The sequence below is a fragment of the Georgenia wangjunii genome (assembly GCF_036421975.1).
GTDB lineage: Bacteria > Actinomycetota > Actinomycetes > Actinomycetales > Actinomycetaceae > Georgenia_A > Georgenia_A wangjunii.
On the sequence record NZ_JAZGON010000003.1, the window covers coordinates 344,652 to 368,491 of the forward strand.

Annotated in this window: 19 protein-coding genes; 12 read left to right on the forward strand and 7 right to left on the reverse strand. The window is 69.8% G+C overall.

Translation table 11 applies throughout. The annotated features are described in order from the left end of the window. Positions 1–120 precede the first annotated feature (120 nt). A complete protein-coding gene (ychF, locus tag V2J63_RS07660; protein ID WP_331230421.1) occupies positions 121–1,206 on the forward strand; it encodes a redox-regulated ATPase YchF in 1,086 nt (361 codons plus the stop codon). 47 nt (positions 1,207–1,253) lie between these two features. Here ychF and V2J63_RS07665 read toward each other — a convergent pair whose 3' ends face one another. Genes V2J63_RS07665 through V2J63_RS07675 form a run of 3 tightly spaced genes read right to left on the reverse strand, consistent with a single transcriptional unit; the run spans position 1,254 to position 3,292 of the window. Further along, positions 1,254–2,021: an SCO1664 family protein gene (locus V2J63_RS07665; RefSeq protein WP_331230422.1), complete on the reverse strand. Its 768-nt coding sequence runs from the start codon at positions 2,019–2,021 to the stop codon at positions 1,254–1,256. After that, positions 2,021–2,575 (reverse strand): DUF3090 domain-containing protein, encoded by a 555-nt coding sequence (locus tag V2J63_RS07670; protein WP_331230423.1) that lies wholly within the window; start codon positions 2,573–2,575, stop codon positions 2,021–2,023. Before V2J63_RS07670 ends, V2J63_RS07665 begins: the two co-directional genes overlap by 1 nt. 24 nt (positions 2,576–2,599) lie before the next feature. Then, a complete protein-coding gene (locus tag V2J63_RS07675; RefSeq protein ID WP_331230424.1) occupies positions 2,600–3,292 on the reverse strand; it encodes a histidine phosphatase family protein in 693 nt (230 codons plus the stop codon). A gap of 250 nt (positions 3,293–3,542) precedes the next feature. Between V2J63_RS07675 and V2J63_RS07680 the strand changes: the two genes are divergently transcribed. Both V2J63_RS07680 and V2J63_RS07685 read left to right on the forward strand, forming a co-directional pair. Then, entirely contained in the window at positions 3,543–4,118 is a 576-nt protein-coding gene (locus V2J63_RS07680) for a thymidine kinase (protein WP_331230425.1), read from the forward strand. A gap of 141 nt (positions 4,119–4,259) precedes the next feature. Beyond that, entirely contained in the window at positions 4,260–5,126 is an 867-nt protein-coding gene (locus V2J63_RS07685) for an AraC family transcriptional regulator (protein ID WP_331230426.1), read from the forward strand. 131 nt (positions 5,127–5,257) lie between these two features. Here the strand turns inward: V2J63_RS07685 and V2J63_RS07690 are convergent, their stop codons facing one another. The 4 genes from V2J63_RS07690 to yidD form a co-directional block, all read right to left on the reverse strand. After that, a complete protein-coding gene (locus tag V2J63_RS07690; RefSeq protein ID WP_331230427.1) occupies positions 5,258–8,014 on the reverse strand; it encodes an amidase family protein in 2,757 nt (918 codons plus the stop codon). Positions 8,015–8,235: 221 nt separating this feature from the next. Beyond that, entirely contained in the window at positions 8,236–9,699 is a 1,464-nt protein-coding gene (locus V2J63_RS07695; protein WP_331230428.1) for an alanine/glycine:cation symporter family protein, read from the reverse strand. 201 nt (positions 9,700–9,900) lie between these two features. Beyond that, positions 9,901–10,254: a VOC family protein gene (locus tag V2J63_RS07700; protein ID WP_331230429.1), complete on the reverse strand. Its 354-nt coding sequence runs from the start codon at positions 10,252–10,254 to the stop codon at positions 9,901–9,903. A 44-nt stretch (positions 10,255–10,298) separates the two neighbouring features. After that, entirely contained in the window at positions 10,299–10,586 is a 288-nt protein-coding gene (gene yidD / locus V2J63_RS07705; protein WP_331230430.1) for a membrane protein insertion efficiency factor YidD, read from the reverse strand. A 137-nt stretch (positions 10,587–10,723) separates the two neighbouring features. Here yidD and V2J63_RS07710 point away from each other — a divergent pair, with 137 nt between their 5' ends. The 9 genes from V2J63_RS07710 to V2J63_RS07750 all read left to right on the forward strand — a co-directional run bounded on the left by V2J63_RS07710 (position 10,724) and on the right by V2J63_RS07750 (position 23,805). Continuing rightward, positions 10,724–11,290 carry a DinB family protein gene (locus V2J63_RS07710; RefSeq protein ID WP_331230431.1) on the forward strand — a complete coding sequence of 189 codons (567 nt, stop codon included), beginning with the start codon at positions 10,724–10,726 and terminating at the stop codon, positions 11,288–11,290. A 234-nt stretch (positions 11,291–11,524) separates the two neighbouring features. After that, positions 11,525–13,168 carry a peptide ABC transporter substrate-binding protein gene (locus V2J63_RS07715; protein ID WP_331230432.1) on the forward strand — a complete coding sequence of 548 codons (1,644 nt, stop codon included), beginning with the start codon at positions 11,525–11,527 and terminating at the stop codon, positions 13,166–13,168. A 143-nt stretch (positions 13,169–13,311) separates the two neighbouring features. After that, positions 13,312–14,238, forward strand: a complete 927-nt coding sequence (locus tag V2J63_RS07720) for an ABC transporter permease (protein WP_331230433.1) — start codon at positions 13,312–13,314, stop codon at positions 14,236–14,238. Continuing rightward, complete coding sequence (locus V2J63_RS07725) at positions 14,231–15,217, forward strand: ABC transporter permease (RefSeq protein ID WP_331230434.1); 987 nt, start codon at positions 14,231–14,233, stop codon at positions 15,215–15,217. The genes V2J63_RS07720 and V2J63_RS07725 overlap by 8 nt, the downstream gene beginning before the upstream one ends. Further along, the gene (locus V2J63_RS07730; RefSeq protein WP_331230435.1) at positions 15,214–16,953 is read left to right on the forward strand and encodes an ABC transporter ATP-binding protein; all 1,740 of its coding nucleotides are present in this window, start codon (positions 15,214–15,216) and stop codon (positions 16,951–16,953) included. Before V2J63_RS07725 ends, V2J63_RS07730 begins: the two co-directional genes overlap by 4 nt. A 368-nt stretch (positions 16,954–17,321) precedes the next feature. Continuing rightward, positions 17,322–19,184: an ABC transporter substrate-binding protein gene (locus V2J63_RS07735; RefSeq protein WP_331230436.1), complete on the forward strand. Its 1,863-nt coding sequence runs from the start codon at positions 17,322–17,324 to the stop codon at positions 19,182–19,184. A gap of 245 nt (positions 19,185–19,429) precedes the next feature. Beyond that, entirely contained in the window at positions 19,430–20,953 is a 1,524-nt protein-coding gene (locus V2J63_RS07740) for an ABC transporter permease (RefSeq protein ID WP_331230437.1), read from the forward strand. Positions 20,954–21,049: 96 nt separating this feature from the next. After that, on the forward strand, positions 21,050–22,024 hold the full coding sequence (locus V2J63_RS07745) for an ABC transporter permease (protein ID WP_491062038.1): 975 nt from the start codon (positions 21,050–21,052) through the stop codon (positions 22,022–22,024). Continuing rightward, complete coding sequence (locus tag V2J63_RS07750; RefSeq protein WP_331230438.1) at positions 22,024–23,805, forward strand: ABC transporter ATP-binding protein; 1,782 nt, start codon at positions 22,024–22,026, stop codon at positions 23,803–23,805. Before V2J63_RS07745 ends, V2J63_RS07750 begins: the two co-directional genes overlap by 1 nt. Positions 23,806–23,840: the final 35 nt, after the last annotated feature.

Sequence of the window (23,840 nt, forward strand, 5' to 3'; positions counted from 1 at the left end):
CCGCAGGCCCCGGCGTGCCCAGGGCGCCTCACGGCGCCCGCCCTTGCCGCGAGCCTGCCGGGGGCGGGCGCGGTGCCCGGGGGGAGGCCGACCACCCGCTCACGCGTAGACTCGCGTCACGTGGCCCTCACCATCGGAATCGCTGGACTGCCCAACGTCGGCAAGTCCACCCTCTTCAACGCCCTGACCCGCGCGACGGTGCTCGCCGCGAACTACCCGTTCGCGACGATCGAGCCCAACGTCGGCGTCGTCCCGCTGCCGGACCCGCGGCTCAACGTCCTCGCGGGGATCTTCAGCTCGGAGAAGATCCTCCCGGCCACCGTGTCCTTCGTCGACATCGCCGGCATCGTCCGCGGCGCGTCCGAGGGGGAGGGGCTGGGCAACCAGTTCCTTGCGAACATCCGCGAAGCGGACGCGATCTGCCAGGTGACGCGCGCCTTCGCCGACCCGGACGTCGTCCACGTCGAGGGGCGCGTCGACCCCGCCGAGGACATCGAGACGATCAACACCGAGCTCGTCCTCGCGGACCTCCAGACGCTCGAGAAGGCCATCCCGCGCATGGAGAAGGAGGTGCGCGGCAAGAAGCTCGACGCCGCCGTCCTCGACACGGCGAAGAAGGCGCTCGCCCTCCTCGAGCAGGGCACCCTGCTCTCCGCCGGCGGTGCCGCGGCCGGCCTCGACCCCGAGCACGTCGCGAGCTTCCAGCTCATGAGCGCCAAGCCGTTCATCTACGTCTTCAACACCGACGACGCCGGGCTCGCCGACGAGGCCATGCAAGCCGAGCTGCGCGCCCTCGTCGCGCCGGCCGAGGCGATTTTCCTCGACGCCAAGTTCGAGTCCGAGCTCGTCGAGCTCGAGGCCGACGAGGCCGCGGAGATGCTCGCGGACAGCGGCCAGGACGAGGCGGGCCTCGACAAGCTCGCCCGGGTCGGGTTCGAGACCCTCGGCCTCCAGACGTACCTCACCGCCGGCCCCAAGGAGTCGCGCGCGTGGACGATCCACAAGGGCTGGACGGCGCCGCAGGCCGCCGGCGTCATTCACACCGACTTCCAGCGTGGGTTCATCAAGGCGGAGGTGGTCTCCTTCGACGACCTCGTCTCGGCCGGGTCGATGGCCGAGGCCAAGTCCCGCGGCAAGGTCCGCATCGAGGGCAAGGACTACGTCATGGCCGACGGCGACGTCGTGGAGTTCCGCTTCAACGTCTGAGCCCCGCGACGTCACACGTCCCGGCGCTGCCCGTCGCCGGGGCTTCCTCAGAACAGTGGCCAGGGAACCGCCGGCATCTCACCGGCGGGAGCCGGGAACCGCCCTGCCGAGCGCAGACTGGAGCAGCGAGCAGCGAGCGATGAGATCTCCTGAGCGCTGAGCAGCTCCGCCAGGGTTCTTCCCAGGTCACCGCGCAGCCCTTCGGTGACGCGATCGATCCCGTCACGTTCCTCGGGGGTCAGAGCGTCCCCCACCCATCCCCACAGGACCGTGCGCACCTTGTGGTCACGGTGGAAGGTGAGCCCATGGTCGACGCCGTGCCGGTGACCGTCCGTCATGGCAAGGATGTGGTCGCCTTTGCGGTCGGCGTTGTTGACGACGATGTCGTACACGGCCATGCGCCGCAGCGCCGGCGAGTCTTCGTGAACGAGGGAGATCAACCGTCCGTTCTCGTCTCGTCCATCGAGAACGCGTCTCCAGCCTGTCGTCGGTACGTGGTCCGTCGCGACCAGGTCGACGGCGCGGTGGTCGGGGTCCTGCTCCTGCCAGAGCTGGACCATTCCTTCGCCCAGGGGACCATCGCGCAGCCAGGTGCGAGGTACCACGCCCCAGCCGAGGGCCTGCGAGACCAGGTAGGCGGCCACCTCCCGGTGCGCCAGGGTGCCGTCGGGAAAGTCCCACAGCGGACTCTCGCCGGCTATCGGCTTGTAGACGACGATCGCGTCGCCGATGGTGCCCAGGAATGTGGCGTTGGAGGCCGTCCTGATTCGGCCGGTGATCGTCAGCTCGGCGGTCACGAGGTCCGTCGCCGACATCAGTCCTCGGGGAGGGTGCAGATGTGCCCGTCGGAGTCCATGGGGTAGCCGCAGAGCGGGCACGCCGGGCGCCCGGCGCCCACGACCTCACGGGTGCGCTTGGCGAATGCACGGGCGGTGCCTACCGGCATGCGCACCAGCAGCATCTCGGTCTCGTCGTCGCCGTCCTCGTCAGGCAGCTCGACGTCGGCGCCAGCATCGACGTCCGTGATGGGGTGGGCCTCCAGCACGACCTGGGCCGTGGTGGGGTCCCAGCCCAGGCTCATGGTGCCGGTGCGGAAACGCTCGTGAACGGCCTCGAGCGGGTCGTTGTCGACGAGCTCAGGCGGTGTACTCGTGGGAACGCTGAAGGGGTTGCCCCCGATGGTGATGAGCTGGTCGAGGATCTCGTCGATCTTCTCCGCGAGCAGAGCCGACTGCTGCTTCTCGAGGACGATGCTCACGACCTGCTTCCCTGCGCGCACCTGGAGGTAGAACGTGCGCGCCCCCGGGAGGCCGATGGTGCCGACGACGGCCCGGTCAGGCCAGTCGAACTCGTGGACACGTAGAGGCATGTCAATATTCTAGGCGGCTGCCATTCACGGCGCCTTGTGCCCTGCGCCCCCACCCACCGGCGCATCGCCAGAGTGGACACCCTTCGCCAGCCACGAGAGATCACCCGCGTCGGTATTGGTTGCGTGGACGCTCGGCCGGCTAGCGCCGTAGCGCACGACCGATACGGATGCGGGGCCCACGTCGATGCGCTGGAACATGTCAAGGTGCATGCCGAGCGCGTCGGCGAGTATCGATTTGATGACGTCACCATGGCTGACCGCGACCCACACGGCATCGGGCCCGTGCTCGGCTTCGAAGGCTGCATCGAGGCGGCGGACGGCTGCCACCGACCGAGCCTGCATCGCGGCCATCGACTCACCGTCGGGAAAGACGACGGCAGATGGTTGCGACTGCACCAGCCGCCACAGATCCTCGGTCGCGAGCTCCGAGAGCATGCGGCCCTGCCACTGGCCGTAGTCGCACTCGGTGAGATCGAGATCGACCGGCGCGTACGGCGTGCCCGCCTGGCGATCGAGGATGTGCTGGGCGGTCTGCTGACAACGCTCGAGGGGGCTCGACACCACGGCGACCAGGGGAACGGTCGCGAGCCGGTCTCCGGCTCGAGCCGCTTGGTCGCGCCCGACCGGGTCCAGGCTGACTCCGACGGCCCTACCGGCCAGCAGCCCAGCGGCATTGGCTGTGGTGCGGCCGTGCCGCACCAGGAGAGCTGTCGCCATCCAGCCAGCCTAATGACCCGGGCGACGACGGTGTGAACGCACAGGGGTGCGCCTGTCGTGACGGATGACAGCTCGCACGATTGGCGCACGTCGGCGTAGGACCGTCTCTCCGCGCCACGCGCGTGGGAGATCCACGGGCTGGACGGCGCCCCAGGCCGCTGGCGTCAGCCAGAGCCGCCGCGCCGGTACGAAGCGCACGTAACGGTACCAATCCCGATCGTGGCCAGCTCAGCGCCCTACCGTTGCGTGTATGCGCACACAGCTGCAGGGCCGGCTCCAGGTGGTCTGCGGGCCGATGTTCGCCGGGAAGTCCGAGGAGCTGCTGCGGCGCGTGAGGCGCGCCCGTCTCGCCGGCCTGGCCGTCGAGGTCGTCAACCACGCGTTGGACGAGCGTCACGGGGTCGGCCGGGTCGCCTCGCACGCCGGGGGCAGCGTTCCGTCGCACTCCGTGCCGGACGTCGGCTCGCTGCGCGCTGTCCTCGACGGACGTCCGCTCGACCTCCTCGCGATCGACGAGGCGCAGTTCTTCGGGATGGACCTCATCCCCACGGTCGACGAGCTCGTCCTCGCGGGGACCACGGTGGTCGTCGCCGGGCTCTGCGTGACATTCGACGCCCGCCCGTTCGAGCCGCTCGCCTCGCTCATGGCGCTGGCCGAGGACGTCACCAAACTCACCGCCGTCTGCACGGTCTGCGGCCAGGACGCCGCCTTCCACGTCCGTGTCGTTCCCGACGACGTCGGAGACGCGACCGTCCCGTCCGCCGAGCACGTCGGCGGTGCGGAGTCCTACCAGGCGCGCTGCCGCCGTCATCGGAAAGCGCGTTAGGCGGGCTCGGCTGACGGGGCCCCGCACGTCCGGAGGTGGCGTGGTCGCCAGGCGTTCGGACCGGACCGACAGAATCGGACCGGGGAAGTCGGGCAGAGCGATCGTGCGTCGAACGAGAGTGGGAGGCGGAAGGGAGTCACCGTGATAGAGATCCTCAATCGCCTCGTCGACGCGATCGAGCGGCGCCTCGCTGACGACCTCGACATCGACGAGCTGGCCGGAGCGATGGGAACGACGGGCTACCACGCCCGTCGCATGTTCTCGTCGCTGGCAGGCATGCCGGTGTCCGAGTACGTGCGGCGGCGACGGATGACCGTCGCTGCGGCTGACGTCATCGGGGATGAGGACCTGCTCACGATCGCCGTGCGTTACGGGTACGGCTCGACCGAGGCCTTCGGACGAGCGTTCCGCGCCGTGCACGGCACGAGTCACGGCGACGCCCGCCGGGATGGTGGCCCCTTTCAGAGCCAACCACTGCTCAGGTTCCGCCTGACCGTCGAAGGGAGCACCCCTGTGAATGCCCGGATCGTCGAAAGACCTGCCTTCCGTCTGATCGGCCACGTTTTCCGCGTGCCGCTGATCCACGACGGCGTCAACCCGAACATCCAGCGGCACATCGCTTCTCTGCCCGTCTCCGAGCACGAGCGCCTCAAGCAGCTGAGCGGAACCGAGCCTGCGGGGCTGCTGCAGGTCAGCGACGGCGTCGACCCCGACTACGTGGAGGGCAGTGCGCTGACCTACCTGCACGGCGTGGCCGTCCCCGCAGATGCCGAGATTCCCAACGGCCTCGACGTGATCGCCGTGGACGCGGGGGAGTGGGTGGTGTTCCGCACGTCCGGCCCACATCCGGCGGCCCTGCAGGAGGCGTACGCGGCGTCCGCGACCGAGTGGTTCCCCTCGAACCCGTGGAGACTGCGGCCCGGCCCGTCGATGGTCTCGGTCCTCGACCGAGCAGAGGACTTCAGCGATGCTACGTGCGAGCTCTGGTTCCCGGTCGAGCGCGCCTGAGGAGGGGCGGACAGGCGGCTCGGGGCGTCCGGCGGCGGGGAGCACCGGGTCGCACGAAAGCCGCCGGCCGCGGCTCTCCCAGGGAGAGCCGCGGCCGGCGGCCGTCGTGATCGGGATCATTCACCGCCGGGTCATCCCGAGTGCGTCCTTCGGCGCCTGCTGAGTGCCGCACCGCCTGCGACGAGGAGTGCGAGGGCAGCGACGAGGATCACCGCGATCCCGGCTGGACCTGTGCTCGGCAGCTGACCGCCCGGCGCTTCGGTCGTCGGCTCGGCGCTGGGCTCGCCGGTCGTCGGGTCCGTCGTGGGCTCGCCGGTTGTCGGCTCCTCGGTGGGCTCCCCAGTCGTCGGCTCCTCGGTGGGTTCGACGCTTGTCGGCTCCTCGGTGGGCTCCTCGGTCGGCTCCTCGGTGGGTACCTCGACGACCGTCAGCGCCGGGGCGGTGTCCGGAGCGACGTGGCCGGCAGCGACCTGCTCGAAGGCGTACGCCATGCCGATGAGCTCGGCGTCGTCCCACGCACGGCCCATGAGCTGCAGGCTGATCGGCGCACCGTTGACGTCCGTTCCGGCCGGCATCGCGACCGTCGGCACGCCGGAGCCGCCCGACGGGGTGTCCCGGCGCCCGAAGCTGGATCGGTTCCCACCACCGTCGTTGAGGCTGATCTCCGACAGCAGCGACGGGTAGACCACGGCGTCCACGCCGTGCTCGTCCATCCAGGAGGTGATGTTCGCCTTGTACTGGGCGCGGTAGTCCCGCCAGGCGGCGACCTCGGCGTCCGTCATCCGCTCCGTGCCCTCGCAGAACTCCGGTGCGTACCGCGTGTAGGGCAGCTTGTCCTGGGAGCACACGATCTCCGCGGGCGACGTCATCCCGAGCTCGGGGTACGACTCGATGTACCGGGCCCAGCCCTCCCAGTTGAGGTTCCAGGACCCGCGCTGGGGTGCGTCCGGGCCCGCGGGCAGCTCGACGATCTCGGCGCCCGCCGTCTCGATGTGCTGCAGAGCGGTCACCGACGCGTCGATCGTCGTCGTCGTGCCGTACGGGTCCACCCACACCGAGGGCAGGATCCCGATGCGCTTGCCCTCCAGGGCGTCCTCGTCGAGGACGGTGCGCCAGTCCTCGGGGCGGTGGGCGTCCGCCTCGGCTGTCTCCGGGTTCAGCGGGTCGGTACCCGAGGTGACGTTGAGGACGTCCGCCAGGTCGGAGACCGAACGGGTCATGGCGCCGGCGTAGTCCTGGAGCCAGGAGAGCGGCATGACGCCGCGGTCGGACTGCATGCCGTCGGTACCCCGCAGCGTGAAGAGGCTCGCTGCGGTGGCAGGGGCGTAGAGAGAGTCGCCGGTCTGGGAGCCGAGCGCTGCCGCAGCCATGCTCGTGGCGGTGGCGACGGCCGAGCCCCCGGAGGAGGCGAGCGCGGAGCGCGAGGGGTCGAACGCGTTCCACACGGTGCCGTAGCCGCTGTCGGAGTAGGAGCCGCTCGTCGCGTACTCCTCCATCGTGGCCTTGCCGATGATGACCGCCCCGGCGCTCCGCAGCTGCGCGACCTGGTAGGCGTCCTCGGTCGGCCGGAATCCGTCGAAGGTGAGGGAGCCGTTCGTCGTCGGCATGTCCTTGGTGTGGTACAGGTCCTTGACCGCTACCGGGATGCCCAGCAGTGCGCCGTTCTCACCGGCCGCGCGACGACGGTCGGCCTCGGCGGCCTGCTCCAGCGCGTCGCTCGCGACGGTGGTGTAGGCGTTGAACCCGAACTGACCCTCGTCGTAGGCGGCGATGCGGTCCAGGTAGGCCTGGGTGATCTCGACTGCCGTGGTGCGGCCCGCCTCCAGATCCGCTCGCATCTGCGCGATCGTCTTGTCGACCACGTCGTAGGACGAGGTGGTGACAGTTGCCGGGGCGGCAGGCACCTCCGGCTGCTCGACCTCCGTGGCGCCGTCGCCGAGGCAGTGCGCGGGTTCGCCCCCGGTGCCCGTGGGCACCAGGCCGCCGAAGTTCACGATGGAGCAGATCTCCGTGCGCGACAGGCCGTCGAGCACCGGGTTCGCGGCGAGGTCGGCAGCCACGCCACCCACCTCAGCGAGCTCGGCGTCCAGGGTGTCGGCCGTCACGGGCTGCCCGACGACGACGAAGCGCAGCAGCGAGGCGGTCTCCCCGGGGGCAAGCGCGAGCGTGTTCACGTAGGCGGGGAAGTTGGCGGCGTGCCCCTCCGCGCCCATCGGCTGGGTGAAGGTGTCGCGCAGCCAGTTGCCGGTGCGGTCGAACTCCCCGACGACGGTCGCGGTCGGGCCGCCGGACGTGCGCTCTCCGTTGGTCCCGCTGGCTGACGCGGTCCAGGAGTCCTCCGTCGTCACGTCTGCGTCCCCGCTGGACGTCGTCATGACGCGGCTCGCGTTCGTGCCCGTGGACCCGAAGCCGGTCTGCCCGCCGAACGCCGCCTCGACGGTCAGTGCCTGCTGGGTGGTGTTGGTGAAGGTGTCCAGCCAGCGACCGAAGGTGGCGCCCGTCTCGACGTGGACGGCCCGCGAGACGAGCACGCCGCTCAGCTCGACCGACTGTGTTGTCTCGAACTGCCCTTCGCCACTCTCGGTCAGGCCGAACCCGCGCAACAGCTCGCCGTCGAAGCGGTGCTTCTCGGTCGCGTCGACGGTCACACGGATCCCGCCGTAGCCGTTGAGCATGGTCGAGTACGGCGCCTGCACACCGGTGCCGCTCTGCGTGGCCCGGATGCTGCCGGTGTCGACGGCAGGCGGCGCGGCGTCGTGGATACCCCACGCGGTGCCTTCGGCGTCAGTGACGTAGGTGAAGGCGCCCGCCGTGCTCGCCGGCACGATCAGGCCGGCGACGACCAGTGGCGCAGCGACGAGCGCAGTGAGTCGTGACTTCGTTCTCATAGGTCGTGCTCCTCGGTTGGCTTGTGCCGGGCACCACGTCGACCGGCCGATCGACACGTTCGCACGGTGCTGTTTCCAAGGAGTTACGGGCGGTGCATGACGACGTTTCGCGAGCTGCGCGACCGGGCGCGGGGCGCTCAGACCTGCGGTGCACGTCCCGATCTGGCACCGGGCAGCTGAGCCATCGCCGTGCGCGGCATGGCGGTGTGCTCAGCACGTGCCTACGGCCGGGCCGGGCTGGTGGCGCTCGTCCCGGACTCCTGCGACGTCCACACGCTGTCCGTCAGGTCGCGGGGGAGGTCTGGGTTTCCGGCGGTGAAGAACACCGGGTCGACGCCCGCCTCGACCTGACGCTCGAAGTCCCGCAGGGCGCCCAGCGCCCACCGGGCCAGCAGGACGATGGCGACGAGGTTGACCAACGCCATGAAGCCCATGGCGACGTCAGCCAGCGCCCAGACGGCTTCGAGCTCGAGGACGCTACCGGCCCCCACGACGAGCACGACGAGCGCCCGGAACGTGAAGAGCGCCGCCGGACGGGCGCGCATGAACGCCATGTTGATCTCGGCGTAGGCGTAGTTGCCCAGCACCGAGGAGAAGGCGAAGACGAAGATCAGGACGGTCATCAGCGGTGCGGTGGCGGAGCCGAGCTCGTTGGCCACCGCCGCCTGGGTGAGCGAGGCGCCCTCCGTCGTCTCGCCCGGGACGTACACGTCCGGCCCGGCGAACAGGATGATGAACGCCGTCGCCGAGCACACGATGATCGTGTCGACGAACACGCCGAGGGACTGGATGAGCCCCTGCTTGACCGGGTGGCTGGTCGTCGCGGTGGCGGCGGCGTTGGGGGCACTGCCCATGCCGGCCTCGTTGGAGAAGAGTCCCCGCTTGGCACCGTTGAGCAGCGCCGCGGCGAGCCCACCGGTCAACCCGGCCGCCGCCTCCCCGACGCCGAAGGCCGCCGAGACGATCGTCGTCAGCACCCCACCGACCTCGGTGATGTTCATCGCGATGATGACGAAGGCGAGGAGCACGTACGCCAGCGCCATGATCGGCAGGACGATCTCCGCGACGCGCGCGATCCGGCGCACCCCGCCGAAGACGACGGGCGCGACGAGTGCCATGAGCAGCAGCGCCGTCCACCCCGAGGTCACGCCGTGCCCGCTCGAGAGGACGTCCGCGATCGTGTTCGCCTGCACCATGTTGAACGCGATGCCGAACGTGAAGATGAGCAGCACCGCGAAGATGATGCCGCCCCGCCGGGACCCGAGGCCGCGCTCGATGTAGAAGGCCGGGCCCCCGCGGAACGAGCCGTCGGACGCCGGCAGCTTGAAGATCTGCGCGAGGGTCGCCTCGATGAGCGCGGTCGCCATCCCGACGAGACCGACGACCCACATCCAGAAGATCGCCCCCGGACCGCCGAGCGTGAGCGCGATCGCGACCCCGGCGATGTTCCCTGTCCCGACCCGGGAGGCCAGCCCGACGCAGAACGCCTGGAAGGACGAGATGCCGCCTGCGGACCCGCCGCGCGAGGACCCGATCTGGCGGATCATGCGGACGAACATCCTCACCTGGACGAACCGCGTGCGGATCCCGAAGTACAGCCCCACGCCCAGCAGCACGTAGACGAGCACGTACGTCCACAGGACGTCCGACACGGGGGTGATGACGTTCTCCATGATGACGTCCACGGTGCGCCTCCGGGCTTCGTACAAGGGGCCGTGTGCCACATCGCACCGGGTTGCCGGACATGGTGGCCCCGTCGGCGGGCGAGCGCACGGCGAACGCCGTGCGGCGATCTCCGCCGCCATGGATCCGTTGGTGGTCCGCCGTCCGGCTCGCGTCGCCGACGGACCCGCACCAGCGGTACGGCGGGCGGTTCGCGGGCGGGCTCAGCCGGCGAGGGAGTAGACGCTGAGGCCGTTCCCGTCCGGGTCGCGGAAGTCGACGTAGTCGACCGCGCCGGGCACGTGGACGACGTCGTCGACGTCGATGCCGAGCCCCGCGAGGCGGGCGTGCTCCGCGGTGGCGTCGGCCACCTCGAACCGGACGACGACCGCGGCACCCGACCGGGTGGCCTGCTCCTCCTCACCCAGCTGGAGCCAGACCGGCCCGAGCTGGAACTCGACCACGCCGTCCGCCGGGGCGAGCTCGGGAGCGCCGAGGCCGAAGACGCGTCCGTACCACTCGGTCGCCGCTGCGAGGTCGCTCACCGGAAGCCCTACCGTCACCCCTGAGATGTCCATGCCGCCAGCGTGAGGTCGGGACGAGGCCAGGTCAAGGGTGCTGCTCAGCGCCCGCCGAAGCGGAACGGGATGGGGATCGGCCCGCAGCAGCACACGCCCTGGACGTCGGCGGCCATGAGCAGGCTCGCGGCGCGGTAGCAGGCGAGGAAGCGCACGGTCGTCGGCACGAGGCCGCCGACGACACCGCGCTGGCGGATGATGCCGCGTACCGCCGCGGAGCATGACTGCCCGCCGTGGGCGACGAGGTGCGCGCACGTCCAGCCCTTCCGCGGGGACAGGCGCTGCTGGTAGAGCCGGATGAGGGCGTCGGCGACACGCGTGGCGGGCGTCATGCCCGGACCGTACCGGCGCCACGCACGAGGCGCGCGGCAGAGGGCTCGTCGCACGTCTCGTGCTCCCCGGGTGCCGGCGCTGCACACGCGGCCACCACGCCCGCCCCCGCCGTCGGGGTCGCTCCTACCCTGGGGCCATGACGAACGACGCAGGGACCGACGACGTCACCCCGGACACGAAGGACTGGTCGTGGGTGCTGAGGCATCCCTGCCCCGACTGCGGCTTCGACCCCGCGGGCGCCTCCGCGCACGTCGTCAGCGGGCGGATCGCGGACGCGTTGACCCCGTGGCCGGAGATCCTCGCAGCGCCGGGCGCCGCGGCGCGGCCCGCGCCCGGGGCTTGGTCCCCGCTCGAGTACGGCTGCCACCTCCGTGATGTCTGCACCGTCTTCGCGGCACGGCTCAGCTCCATGCTCGAGGACGACGACCCCACCTTTCCCGACTGGGACCAGGACGCGGCCGCCGTCGCCGGCCGGTACGGCTCGGCGGATCCGGGTGAGGTGGCCCGGTCGCTGGACGGCGCCGGGAAGCGGCTCGCGGCGCGGTTCGCCGAGCTCGCGCCCCACGAGCTGGAGAGGCCGGGCAGGCGGTCCGACGGCGCGGTGTTCACCGCCGGGTCGCTCGGTCAGTACCTCCTGCACGAGCTCGTCCACCACGCGTGGGACGCCCGGCAGTATCGGACCCTGTCTCACCGGGGGACGTAGGCGCCTGGGGCCGACACCCTCTGACCTTCGGGGGCGGTGCCTGCTGTCCCCACAGGGCCGATACCCCACTGGACGGTCTGCTACCGCGCCTTCGGGGCCCGTCGTCGTGTGACGAACATCCCAAAGATCGGCACATGCCGTGCCTATCATTCGTGGATCGCCGCGCGGCGGTGCGCCGATGGTGCCCGCGGGCGACGACGACGGAGCCTGTCCGCTCATCCACCAGGAGGAAGAATGAAGACCAGGCGCAGAACGGCCGTGGCGGCCTCGATCCTCGGCGGATCGCTGCTGATGAGTGCATGCGGCTCCGGCGGTGGCGGCGAGGAGACCACGGGAGCCGGAGCGACCGAGGGCGAGACGACGGGCGGCGGCGGGATCGTCTCCGTCAACGGCACCGAGCCGCAGAACCCGCTGCTCCCCGCGGACACCAACGAGGTGGGCGGTGGCCGTGTCATGACCCAGCTCTTCGCGGGGCTGATGAGCTACGACGCGGAGGGTGGCATCCAGAACGAGGTTGCCGAGTCGGTCGAGACCGAGGACAACCAGACCTTCACGATCACGATCGAGGAGGGTTGGGAGTTCTCCGACGGAACCCCGGTGACCGCCAACAGCTTTGTGGACGCCTGGAACTTCGGCGCGCTGCTGAGCAACGCCCAGGCCAACAGCTACTTCTTCGAGGACATCGAGGGATTCTCCTACGACGAGGACTCTGAGCTCACGGGCCTGGAGGTCGTCGACGAACGGACGTTCACCGTCCGGTTGAACGCACCGCAGGCCGACTTCCCGCTGCGGCTGGGCTACACCGCCTACTACCCGTTGCCGGAGGCCGCCTTCGCGGACCCCGAGGCGTTCGGGGAGAACCCCATCGGGAACGGCCCCTACAAGCTCGACGGCGAGGGGGCCTGGCAGCACAACGTGCGCGCCGACATGGTCGTCAACGAGACCTACGCCGGCAACCGGGTGCCCCAGAACGGTGGGGTGTCGGTCGTCTTCTACGACCAGGAGGACGCCGCGTACGCCGACCTGCTCTCCGGCAACCTCGACATCATCGAGAACATCCCCAACTCGGCCATCTCGACGTTCGAGGACGAGCTGTCCGGCCGCTCGGTGAACCAGCCGGCGGCCATCAACCAGACGCTCACGGTGCCGGAGTACCTGCCCGAGTGGTCCGGCGAGGCCGGTCTCCTGCGCCGCCAGGCGATCTCGCACGCGATCAACCGCGAGGAGATCACCGAGACGATCTTCAACGGCACGCGCACCCCGGCGGCCGACTTCACCAGTCCGGTCATCGACGGCTGGACGGACGAGGTGCCGGGCAACGAGGTGCTCGAGTACGACCCCGAGCTGGCCCAGGACCTGTGGGCGCAGGCAGAGGCCATCGAGCCGTGGGGCGACCGGGTGTTCTCGATCGCAACGAACACGGACAGCGACCACCAGCCCTGGGTGGACGCCGTCAACAACGGCATCCGCAACACCCTCGGCATCGAGGCGGAGCTCATGCCCTTCGCGCAGTTCTCCGAGTTCCTCGACGCGCGCGACAACCAGGCGCTGACCGGCCCGTTCCGCGCCGGCTGGCAGGGCGACTACCCGTCGCTCGCCAACTTCCTCGCACCGATCTACACGGAGGGGGCCGGCTCCAACGACGGCTTCTACGCGAGCGAGGAGTTCGAGGGGCTCATGGCCCAGGCCAACACGGCGGAGTCCATCGACGAGGCCAACGACTTCTACCTGCAGGCCCAGGAGGTGCTCTTCCGCGACCTGCCCAGCATCCCGCTGTGGTACCAGAACGTCACCGGCGGTTGGGCCGAGACGGTGGACAACGTCGAGTTCGGCTGGGACAGCGAGCCGCTCATCTACCAGGTCACCAAGGCAGAGTGAACCGACCGGCACCGAGGCCCTGAGCCGGGAGGGGGCGAGACCCACGGATCCCGCCCCCTCCCGCATGCCGCGCCAGGCCTCGACCCAACCGCACTCCCGCGCGCTCTCCGGACCGCACCGAGCACCCTTGGAGGGGTGAGCCGATGCTCCACTACGTCGGGCGCAGGATCCTGCAGGTGGTCCCCGTCTTCCTCGGGGCGACCCTGCTCATCTACTTCATGGTGTTCACCTTGCCCGGGGACCCCGTGGCGGCGCTCGGAGGCGAGCGTGGGCTCGCGCCGGCGGTCCAGGAGCAGATCCGCGAGCAGTACAACCTCGACGAGCCCTTCCTCGTCCAGTACCTGCTCTACCTGCGCGGCATCCTCACGCTCGACTTCGGGGTCACCTTCTCCGGTCGCGACGTCATGGACGTCATCGCCGACGCTCTCCCGGTCACCTTCCGCCTCGCCCTCATGGCCCTCGTTTTCGAGGCCGTCGCCGGCATCGCGGTGGGGCTGGTCGCCGGCCTGCGCAAGGGCGGCATCTTCGACGCCACCGCGCTGGTGACGTCCCTGCTCGTCATCGCGGTGCCGACCTTCGTCATCGGCTTCGTGCTCCAGTTCGTCGTCGGGGTGGAGCTCGGCTGGCTGCCGACGACGGCGGGCAGCGACCCGTCCTTCCGCAGCCTCCTCATGCCCGCGATCGTGCTCGGCGCGGTGTCCTTCGCCTACGTGCTCCGCCTGACCCGGACGGCGGTCGCGGAGAACCTCACCGCCGACTACGTGCGCACGGCCGCGGCGAAGGGCCTCTCGCACCGTCGGGTCATGGGCGTGCACGTGCTGCGCAACTCGCTCATCCCGGTCGTGACGTTCCTTGGCGCTGACCTCGGCGCGCTCATGGGCGGCGCGATCGTCACCGAGGGGATCTTCAACATCAACGGCGTCGGCGGGACGCTCTACCGGGCGATCTTGCAGGGCGAGTCCGCCACGGTCGTGTCCCTGACCACGGTGCTCGTGCTCATCTACATCGTCGCCAATCTCGTGGTCGACCTCCTCTACGCGGCTCTGGACCCGAGGATCCGATATGCCTGACATCACCCACTCCGGCCCGGGGAACGTGCCCGAGCCCGTCGCCGCACGACGTTCCCAGGAGCACTTCTTCGCGGAGCTCGACGAGTCCGGTTTGGGCGCCGTCGACGCCGTCGCGGAGAGCGGCGCCCCCTCGAGCCTGTGGTCCGAGGCGTGGCGCAAGCTGCGCCGGCGCCCGATCTTCTGGGTCTCCGCCGTCCTCATCGTCCTGGTCTCGCTCGTCGCGGCCTTCCCGACGCTGTTCACGGCCCAGGACCCTCGGTTCTGCGAGCTGGCCAACTCCCTCGGCGTGTCCTCTCCCGGGCACCCGTTCGGGTTCGACCGGCAGGGCTGCGACCTCTACGCGCGGGTCATCCACGGGGCCCGCCCCTCGGTCATGGTCGGTGTGCTCACCACGGTCGCCGTCCTCCTCATCGGCACGGCGGTCGGCGCCGTCGCAGGCTTCTTCGGCGGTTTGTTCGACACGCTGCTCTCGCGGCTGACGGACATCTTCTTCGCCATCCCGCTCGTCCTCGCCGCCATCGTCATCATGCAGGTGTTCTCCGAGAACCGGTCCACCCTCACCGTGGTCGCCGTGCTCGCCTCGTTCGGGTGGACGCAGATCGCGCGCATCACCCGCGGGTCGGTCATGAGCGTGAAGAACAACGACTACGTCACCGCCGCGCAGTCGCTCGGCGTGGGACGCCTGTCCGTGCTCGCGCGCCACATCATGCCCAACTCGGCCGCGCCGATCATCGTCTACGCGACGGTCGCGCTCGGCACCTTCATCGTCGCCGAGGCGACGCTGAGCTTCCTCGGGATCGGGCTGCCACCCTCGATCGTCTCGTGGGGCGGGGACATCTCCCAGGCCCAGCAGTCGCTGCGGACACGTCCGGCCGTCCTCTTCTACCCCGCCGGTGCCCTGGCCCTCACGGTGCTCGGTTTCATCATGCTGGGCGACGCCGTGCGCGACGCGCTGGACCCGAAGGTGCGTGCTCGATGACCGACGACCTGACGGCGACGGCGCCTCGGCGAGCCGTCGACCCGAACCAGCCGCTCCTGGAGATCCGTGACCTCGAGGTGGCGTTCCGTTCCTCGACCGGCATGGTGCCGGCCGTGCGCGGCGCGAACCTCACCGTCTACCCCGGGCAGTCGGTGGCCATCGTGGGGGAGTCCGGGTCCGGCAAGTCCACCACCGCCCACGCCGTCATCGACCTGCTGCCCGGCACAGGCACCATCACCGGCGGCTCCATCCGGTTCGCCGGCCGGGAGCTGGTCGGGGCCTCCCGGAAGGAGATCGAGCACCTTCGTGGGTGGGAGATCGGGCTCGTTCCCCAGGACCCGATGTCCAACCTCAACCCCGTCTGGAAGATCGGCTTCCAGGTGCAGGAGGCACTGGTCGCCAACGGCATCGCGAGGGGCCGCTCAGCGAGGGCCGAGGTCGAGAAGGTCCTCGCGGACGCGGGCCTGCCCGACGCTGCCAGGCGCGCCAAGCAGTATCCCCACGAGTTCTCGGGCGGCATGCGTCAGCGCGCGCTCATCGGGATCGGCCTGGCGGGACAGCCCGCGCTGCTCATCGCCGACGAGCCGACCTCGGCCCTGGACGTCACGGTGCAGCGGCAGATCCTCGACCACCTCGCGCGTCTGACCTCACAGCGTCACGTCGCCGTCCTCTTCATCACCCACGACCTCGCCCTGGCGGCGGAACGTGCCGAGCACCTCGTGGTCATGCACCGGGGGCGCGTGGTGGAGTCCGGGCCCGCGAGGCAGATCCTGGCCGAGCCGCGTCACCCCTACACCCAGCGGCTCGTTGCCTCCGCACCGTCCCTGGCCTCCCGGCGGATCCAGAGCGCCAAGGCGCGCGGGGTGGAGAGCGAGGAGCTCCTCGCGCACGACGAGAAGCAGCTCGAGCGGGCCGCTGACATCGTCGAGGTCCAGCACCTGACCAAGGTCTTCAACCTGCGCGGTGCCGTCCCTGGAACCGGCACGGAGTTCAAGGCCGTCGACGACGTGTCGTTCGCGATTCCCCGCGGGTCGACGATGGCGCTCGTGGGCGAGTCCGGCTCGGGCAAGTCCACGGTCGCCAACATCATGCTCAACCTCCTGGAGCCCACGGAGGGGAGGGTGATCTTCGAAGGTACCGAGGTGGGGTCGCTGGGCAAGAGGCAGCTGTTCGACTTCCGCCGGCAGGTCCAGCCGATCTTCCAGGACCCCTACGGCTCGCTCGACCCGATGTACTCCATCTTCCGGACCGTCGAGGAACCGCTGCGCGTGCATGGGGCCGGCGGCAAGAGGCAGCGCGCCGCCCGCGTGGCCGAGCTCCTCGACCTCGTGTCCCTGCCGCGCTCGACGATGCGCCGCTACCCGAACGAGCTCTCCGGCGGGCAGCGCCAGCGCGTCGCGATTGCTCGTGCGCTCGCACTGAACCCGGAGCTCCTCGTCTGTGACGAGGCAGTCTCGGCCCTCGACGTGCTCGTGCAGGCCCAGGTGCTCACGCTCCTCAACGACCTCCAGGCCGAGCTCGGGCTGACCTACCTCTTCATCACCCATGACCTCGCCGTCGTCCGCCAGATCGCCGACCGCGTGGCGGTGATGGAGAAAGGTCGTCTCGTCGAGCTCGCCACCACCGACGACGTCTTCGACAACCCCCGCCAGCAGTACACGCGCGACCTCCTCGCGGCCATCCCGGGAGCGACGCTCGAGCTCAGCCCGGAGGTCCCGCACTCTCGCGAGACGTGACGGGCGGTGTGCGGGCGGGTCAGCCGGCCAGTCCCGAACGTCCGCCTGATCACGACGGGAGCCTGCAGGATCGCGACAACGCGGTTGCACGATTCCGACAAGGGCGTTGGAGGATCGCGGCGCGGAAGGGTCGCTGATGTTTCGGGTGTTGAGACATCTCGACATTCGTCCACATCGTGAGACGTAGTGTGATCGCAGTCTCAACTCCATAACGATCCGGTTTCCGTTGGATTTCGCCTATGGGATACCCGTCACCGACATGTGTACGTTGGCGGCACTCGGCGCGTACCAGCTGACCGGCACCTGCGACCCAGGTGCCTCGGGCTTCACCAGGTTGGTGGGCGCGTCTTTCGCATCCAGGAGGAACATTGAAGATCAGGCGTACGGCTCAGGCCGCGTCGGTCGTCGCAGTGGGGGCGCTCGTTCTCGCAGCGTGCACCAGCTCACCCGACGACACGACCGGGGACGCGACCGGCGACTCGACCGCAAGCGGCGAGGAGACCACGGGGTCCGGCAGCTCCGGGACCTACGAGGGCACGGACAAGGAAGAGCTCGACATCACCGAGACGGCCGACGGGGAGATCTTCTACTCCACCGGCCAGGACGAGTGGACCGGGTACAACACCCTCACGGCGGACACCTACTCGACGTACAACAACGTCATCATGGACCGCGTCCGCCCCGACGGCTTCTTCTACTTCGGCACGGACGGCACGATCCACGAGAACCCGGAGTTCGGTTCGGTCGAGGTCGTCTCGGGCCTCGAGGGTGACGAGCCCCTCGTCATCGAGTACACCGTCAGCGACGACGCGACGTGGTCCGACGGCAACGCCATCGACTACGCGGACTTCATGTTCGAGTGGGTCTCGCAGAACCCCGAGTGGCTCTCGCCCGACCCGGCCGCCCCGGTGTTCAACCACGTCTCCGGCCCGGACTACCCCAACGTGCAGGTCCCGGACGGCCCGCAGGCCGACAGCTTCGACGCGAAGACCTTCACGGTCGAGTACGCCGAGAAGTACCCGGACTGGAAGCTCGTCACCGGCGCCTACCTCCTGCCCGCCCACGTCGTGGCGGACCAGATCGGTGTCACGGAGGAGGAGCTCGTCCAGGCGATCGTCGACCAGGACGTCGAGCTGCTCACGCAGGCTGCCGAGTTCTGGAACGAGGGCTGGCTCTCCAACCCGGGCGAGCTCCCCGACCCGGCCATCGCGCCCTCGGGCGGCCGCTACCAGCTCATGGAGGGCGGCTGGACCGCCGGCCAGTCGATCACGCTCGAGGCCAACCCCGAGTACTGGGGCACCCCGGCCGCGACCGACCGGATCACCTTCCGCTTCCTCGCGGCGGACGCCCACACCCAGGCCCTGGAGAACGGTGACCTCAACGTCATCGAGCCGCAGGCCACGGTCGACACGCTGCCGCAGCTCGAGCAGCTCGGCGACGGGGTCGAGGTCCAGACGGGCGCCGAGCTCACGTGGGAGCACCTCGACTTCAACTTCAACAACGGCGTGTTCACCGAGGACGAGGGTGGCCTGGCCCTGCGCGAGGCGTTCGCCTACTGCGTGCCGCGTCAGCAGATCGTCGACAACCTCATCGCCCCGGTCGACCCCGAGGCGGAGCTCATGAACGCCCGCGAGGTGTTCCCCTTCCAGGACAACTACGACGAGATCCTCGGCGAGTCCTACGACGGTCGCTTCGACGAGGTCAACCTCGAGGAGGCCGAGCGCCTCATCGCCGAGTCCGGCATCGCGACCCCGATCGACGTCCGCATCGGCTACTCCGCGCCGAACCCGCGTCGTACCAGCGAGGTCGAGATCATCAAGTCGAGCTGTGACCAGGTCGGCTTCAACGTCACCGACGTCGGCACCGCGGACTTCTTCGCCAACGCCCTCCCGGCCGGCGACTACGAGGTCGCGCTGTTCGCGTGGGCCGGTTCCGGCCAGATCGCCTCGGGCCAGAACATCTACTCGACGGACTACCCGCAGAACTACGGCGGCTACTCCAACACGACGGTCGACGAGGCGTGGGCCACGCTCGCCGCGTCGCTCGACCCGGAGGTCCACCTCGAGCAGACCAAGGTCATCGAGAGGGAGCTGTGGGACACCCTGTACGGCATCCCGCTGTTCGCCCACCCCGGTGTCGTCGCGCACACCGCCGGGATGGAGAACGTCCGGCACACGGCCACCCAGAACGGTGTGGCGTGGAACGCCGAGCAGTGGCTCCTGGCTGAGTGATCCGCCTCCCCGGGGCGCCGACCAGGCGCCCCGGGGACCGGCACCGCGCAGCCGCGCAGCACGCACATGAGCCGGTGGGGCAGGAGGAAAGACTCCTCCTGCCCCACCGGCTCGCGTGTACCGTGCGAAGGCGTTGGTGCTCGGCTTCCGTCGCGGACGCTTAGGATCCTCGTGCGGATCGGCCGGTGAGGTCTCGTGATCGACGACCGCAGGTGGGCGCTGGCCCAGTTCTGAAGGGTAACTACGTGATCAAGTTCATTCTCCGCAGGCTGGGGATCTCGTTCCTCATTCTGCTCGGCGGCTCGCTGCTCATGTTCGTCCTCACGATCAACTCGGGCGACCCGCTCGAGGACCTGCGGGAGTCGACGTCCGAGAACCGCGACAACCTCATCGCGCAGCGCATCACCACCATGCGCCTGGACGACCCGTGGTACGAGCGCTACGGCAGCTGGCTCGCCGGTGTGAGCAGGTGCGTCGTCGGAGCCTGCGACCTCGGTGTCAACCGCGCCGGCGTGGACGTGTCGAGCCTGCTCGCCAACGCCGCCAGCGCCACCCTGCGGCTCGTCCTCCTCTCGACGATCCTCGCCATCGTCATCGGCATCGGCTTCGGCATCCTCACGGCGATCCGCCAGTACTCGGGCTTCGACTACATCGTCACGTTCCTCGCGTTCATGTTCTTCTCCCTCCCCGTGTTCTGGGCCGCGGTGCTCCTCAAGGAGTACGGCGCCATCCGCTTCAACGACTGGATCGCGTCGCCGGACATGTCCGTGCTGACGATCCTCCTCGTCGCCGTCGTCGTCGGCCTCGTCGTCCAAGGGATGCTCGGCGGCGACGCCCGCCGGCGGCTCCTCACCGGGGGAGGGGCGTTCCTCCTCGTCTTCGCCGCGATGTTCTACTTCGACGCGGTCAACTGGTACCGCCAGCCCGCGATCGGCATCGGCGTCGTCGTCCTCGCCGCCGCCGGTGCGGCCGTGCTCCTCACGTCGCTCTCGACCGGGCTCGGCAACCGCAAGGTGCTCTACGCCGCGCTCACGACCGTCGCGGCGGGCGTCGTCGTCTACCTCGTGCTCAACGGGGCCCTCGCCGAGCCGACGTGGCTCGTCCTCGCCGGGCTGCTCGCCCTGCTCATCCTCGTCGGCGTCGTCAGCGGCTTCTTCTGGGGCGGGTACTCCCGGCGCCTCGCCATCTGGGTCTCGGTCGGGACCGGCGTCATCATGACCGGCCTCATCGTCGCCGACAAGGCGCTGTCCGCATGGGGCGGGTACCTCGACGTCATCCGCAACGGCCGGCCCATCGCGACGATCGGTGCCGAGACCCCCAACTTCAACGGGACGTTCTGGCAGGAGTTCCTCGACAAGGGGACGCAGCTCATCCTGCCGACGGTGCTCCTCACGCTCATCTCGGTGGCGAGCTACACCCGGTACACGCGGGCGTCGATGCTCGAGGTGCTCGAGCAGGACTACGTGCGAACCGCCCGCTCGAAGGGCCTGTCGGAGCGCACGGTCATCACCAAGCACGCCTTCCGCAACGCGCTCATCCCCATCACGACGATCGTCGCCTTCGACTTCGCCGGCCTCATCGGCGGTGCGGTCCTCACCGAGACGGTCTTCGGGTGGAAGGGCATGGGCGAGCTGTTCCGGACGGGCCTCGAGCAGGTCGACCCCGCACCCGTCATGGCGTTCTACCTCGTGACCGGCACCGCGGCCGTCGTCATGAACATGCTGGCGGACATCGCCTACGCCTTCCTCGACCCGCGGATCCGGCGGTGAGGGCCGTGAGGTACCCGGTGCACGTGCCCGCCAGCCGCGAGGAGGACAGCAATGAGTGAGAACGACAAGCCCGAGAAGATCGTCCCCATCCCGGCCATGCAGGGCATGGACCACGGGAGCGTCCAGAACGTCGACCCCCTCGGCGTCGAGGAGGACCTCGAGGGCAAGACGGAGAAGTCCTACTCCCAGGGCCAGCTGGTCCTGCGCCGCTTCCTGCGGCACCGCGCGGCCATGCTCTCCCTCGCCCTGCTCGTCTTCATCACCATCCTCGCCTACACCTCGATCGGGTGGGGCCCGCTGCCGGGCTGGTGGAAGCACAGCTTCACCCTCGCGGGCACGGTCGTCGACGGCGGGCGGCCGACGCTCTCGCTGTGGCCCTTCCAGATCGGTGAGCACCCCTTCGGCCAGGACAACGCCGGCAAGGACTTCTTCGCGCTCGTCATGCGCGGGACCCAGCGCTCGCTCATCATCGCGTTCGTCGTCGGTATCGTCTCGACGATCATCGGCACAGCGATCGGCGCGCTCGCCGGCTACTTCCGCGGGTGGGTCGAGTCCGTCCTCATGCGGCTCACCGACCTGCTCATCGTCATCCCGCTGCTCGTCCTCGCCGCCGTCCTCGGCCAGATGAGCGGTGGCGGCATCTGGGCGCTCGCGTTCATGCTCGGCATCGTCACGTGGACGGGCCTCGCCCGCCTCGTGCGCGGCGAGGTGCTCTCGCTGCGCGAGCGTGAGTTCGTCGCGGCGGCCCGCGCCGTGGGCACTCACCCGCTGCGGATCATCGTCAAGCACATCCTGCCCAACACCCTCGGGACGATCATCGTCTCGGCGACGCTGTCCATCGCCGCCGCGATCCTCCTCGAGACCTCGCTCAGCTTCCTCGGCTTCGGCGTCAACCCGCCGGACACGTCGTTGGGCGTGCTCATCTCGACGTACCAGAACTCCTTCACGTCGCGCCCGTGGCTGTTCTGGTGGCCCGGCATCTTCATCCTCGCCATCGCGCTGAGCGTCAACTTCATCGGGGACGGCCTGCGAGACGCGTTCGACCCCCGCCAGAACAGGAAGAAGGACTGATGAGCACCGCCATCAACTCCGAGCGGCCCGCCGGGCGCACCGGCGACGAGCGCGTCCTCACGTTCTCGGACCTCGACGTCCGTTTCGCGACCGAGTTCGGTTCCGTCCACGCCGTCAAGGGCATCTCCCTCGACGTGCGCCCCGGCGAGGTGCTCGCCCTCGTCGGCGAGTCCGGCTCGGGCAAGTCGGTCACGTCGATGACGGCGCTCGGCCTCCTGCCGAAGAACGCCCGCATCAACGGCCGCATCACGGTTGGGGACAAGGCGGTCGGCGACCTCGACACGCGTGGCCTGCGGCGGATGCGGGGCAACGACGTCGCCATGGTCTTCCAGGAGCCCATGACGGCCCTCAACCCCGTCCTGACGATCGGCACCCAGCTCACCGAGGCGCTCGAGCTCCACGGCATCGCGTACGGGAGTCAGGCCGAGCAGCGGGCGGTCGAGCTCCTGCGCATGGTCGGCATCCCCGAGCCCGAGCGGCGGATCAAGCAGTACCCGCACGAGCTCTCCGGCGGGCAGCGCCAGCGCGTCGTCATCGCCATCGCCATCAGCTGCGACCCCAAGGTCATCATCGCCGACGAGCCGACGACGGCCCTCGACGTCACCGTCCAGGCGGACATCCTCGACCTCCTGCGCTCGCTCAAGGACAAGCTCGACACGGGCATCCTCCTCATCACCCACAACATGGGCGTCGTGGCGGACATGGCCGACCGGGTCGCCGTCATGTTCAAGGGCAACATCGTCGAGACCGGCACCGCCGACGAGGTCCTCAACCGCCCGAAGCACGCGTACACGAAGCGTCTGCTCGACTCGGTGCCCCACCTCGGGCGCGGCCCGGGCCAGTTCGGCACCGCGGACACCTCCACCGAGCGCATCGACCGGACGTCCGTGCCGGCGCTCGAGATGAAGAACCTCGTCATCGAGTACCAGCGCGCCGGCAAGCCGCCGTTCCGCGCCGTCGACGACGTGACGTTCTCCGTCCACCAGGGCGAGATCGTCGGGCTCGTGGGCGAGTCGGGCTCCGGCAAGTCGACGATCGGCCGGTGCGCGCTCGGCCTCATCCCGGCCGCGGACGGGACGATCAACCTCTTCGGCGAGGACTTCGGTGCGCTCGGCCGCAAGGACGCCAAGGCGCTGCGCCGGCGCATCGGCGTCATCTTCCAGGACCCGGCCGCCTCCCTCAACCCGCGCCTGCCCATCGGTGAGGTCATCTCCGAGCCGATGGTGGTCCACAAGGTCGGGGACAAGAAGTCCCGGCAGCAGAAGGTCCACGAGCTCCTCGACGCCGTCCAGCTCCCGCGCAGCGTCTACAACCGCTACCCGCACGAGCTCTCCGGCGGCCAGCGCCAGCGCGTGTCCGTCGCGCGCGCGCTCACCCTCGAGCCGGAGCTCCTCGTCGCGGACGAGCCGACGTCGGCGCTCGACGTCTCGGTCCAGGCGAGCGTGCTCGCGATGTTCACCGAGCTCCAGGAGCGCTACCGCTTCGCGTGCCTGTTCGTCTCCCACGACCTCGCCGTCGTCGACCTCCTCGCCCACCGCGTCGTCGTCCTCCAGAACGGGAAGATCGTCGAGCAGGGGGAGCGCACGGCGGTCCTGCAGGACCCGCAGGAGGAGTACACGCGGCGCCTCCTCGCCGCGGCCCCCGTCCCGGAGCCGCGCGAGCAGCGCCGGCGGCGCGAGGAGCGGCACGCGCTCCTCGCCGCCCTCGGCGAGGAGATCACCGAGCTCAACCTCGACGGCACCGTCCGCAGCGGCCCGCTCGACTCCTCCACCCGGGAGTAGCAGCGCTCCGGGGTGCCGACGAGAGGGCGATGAGC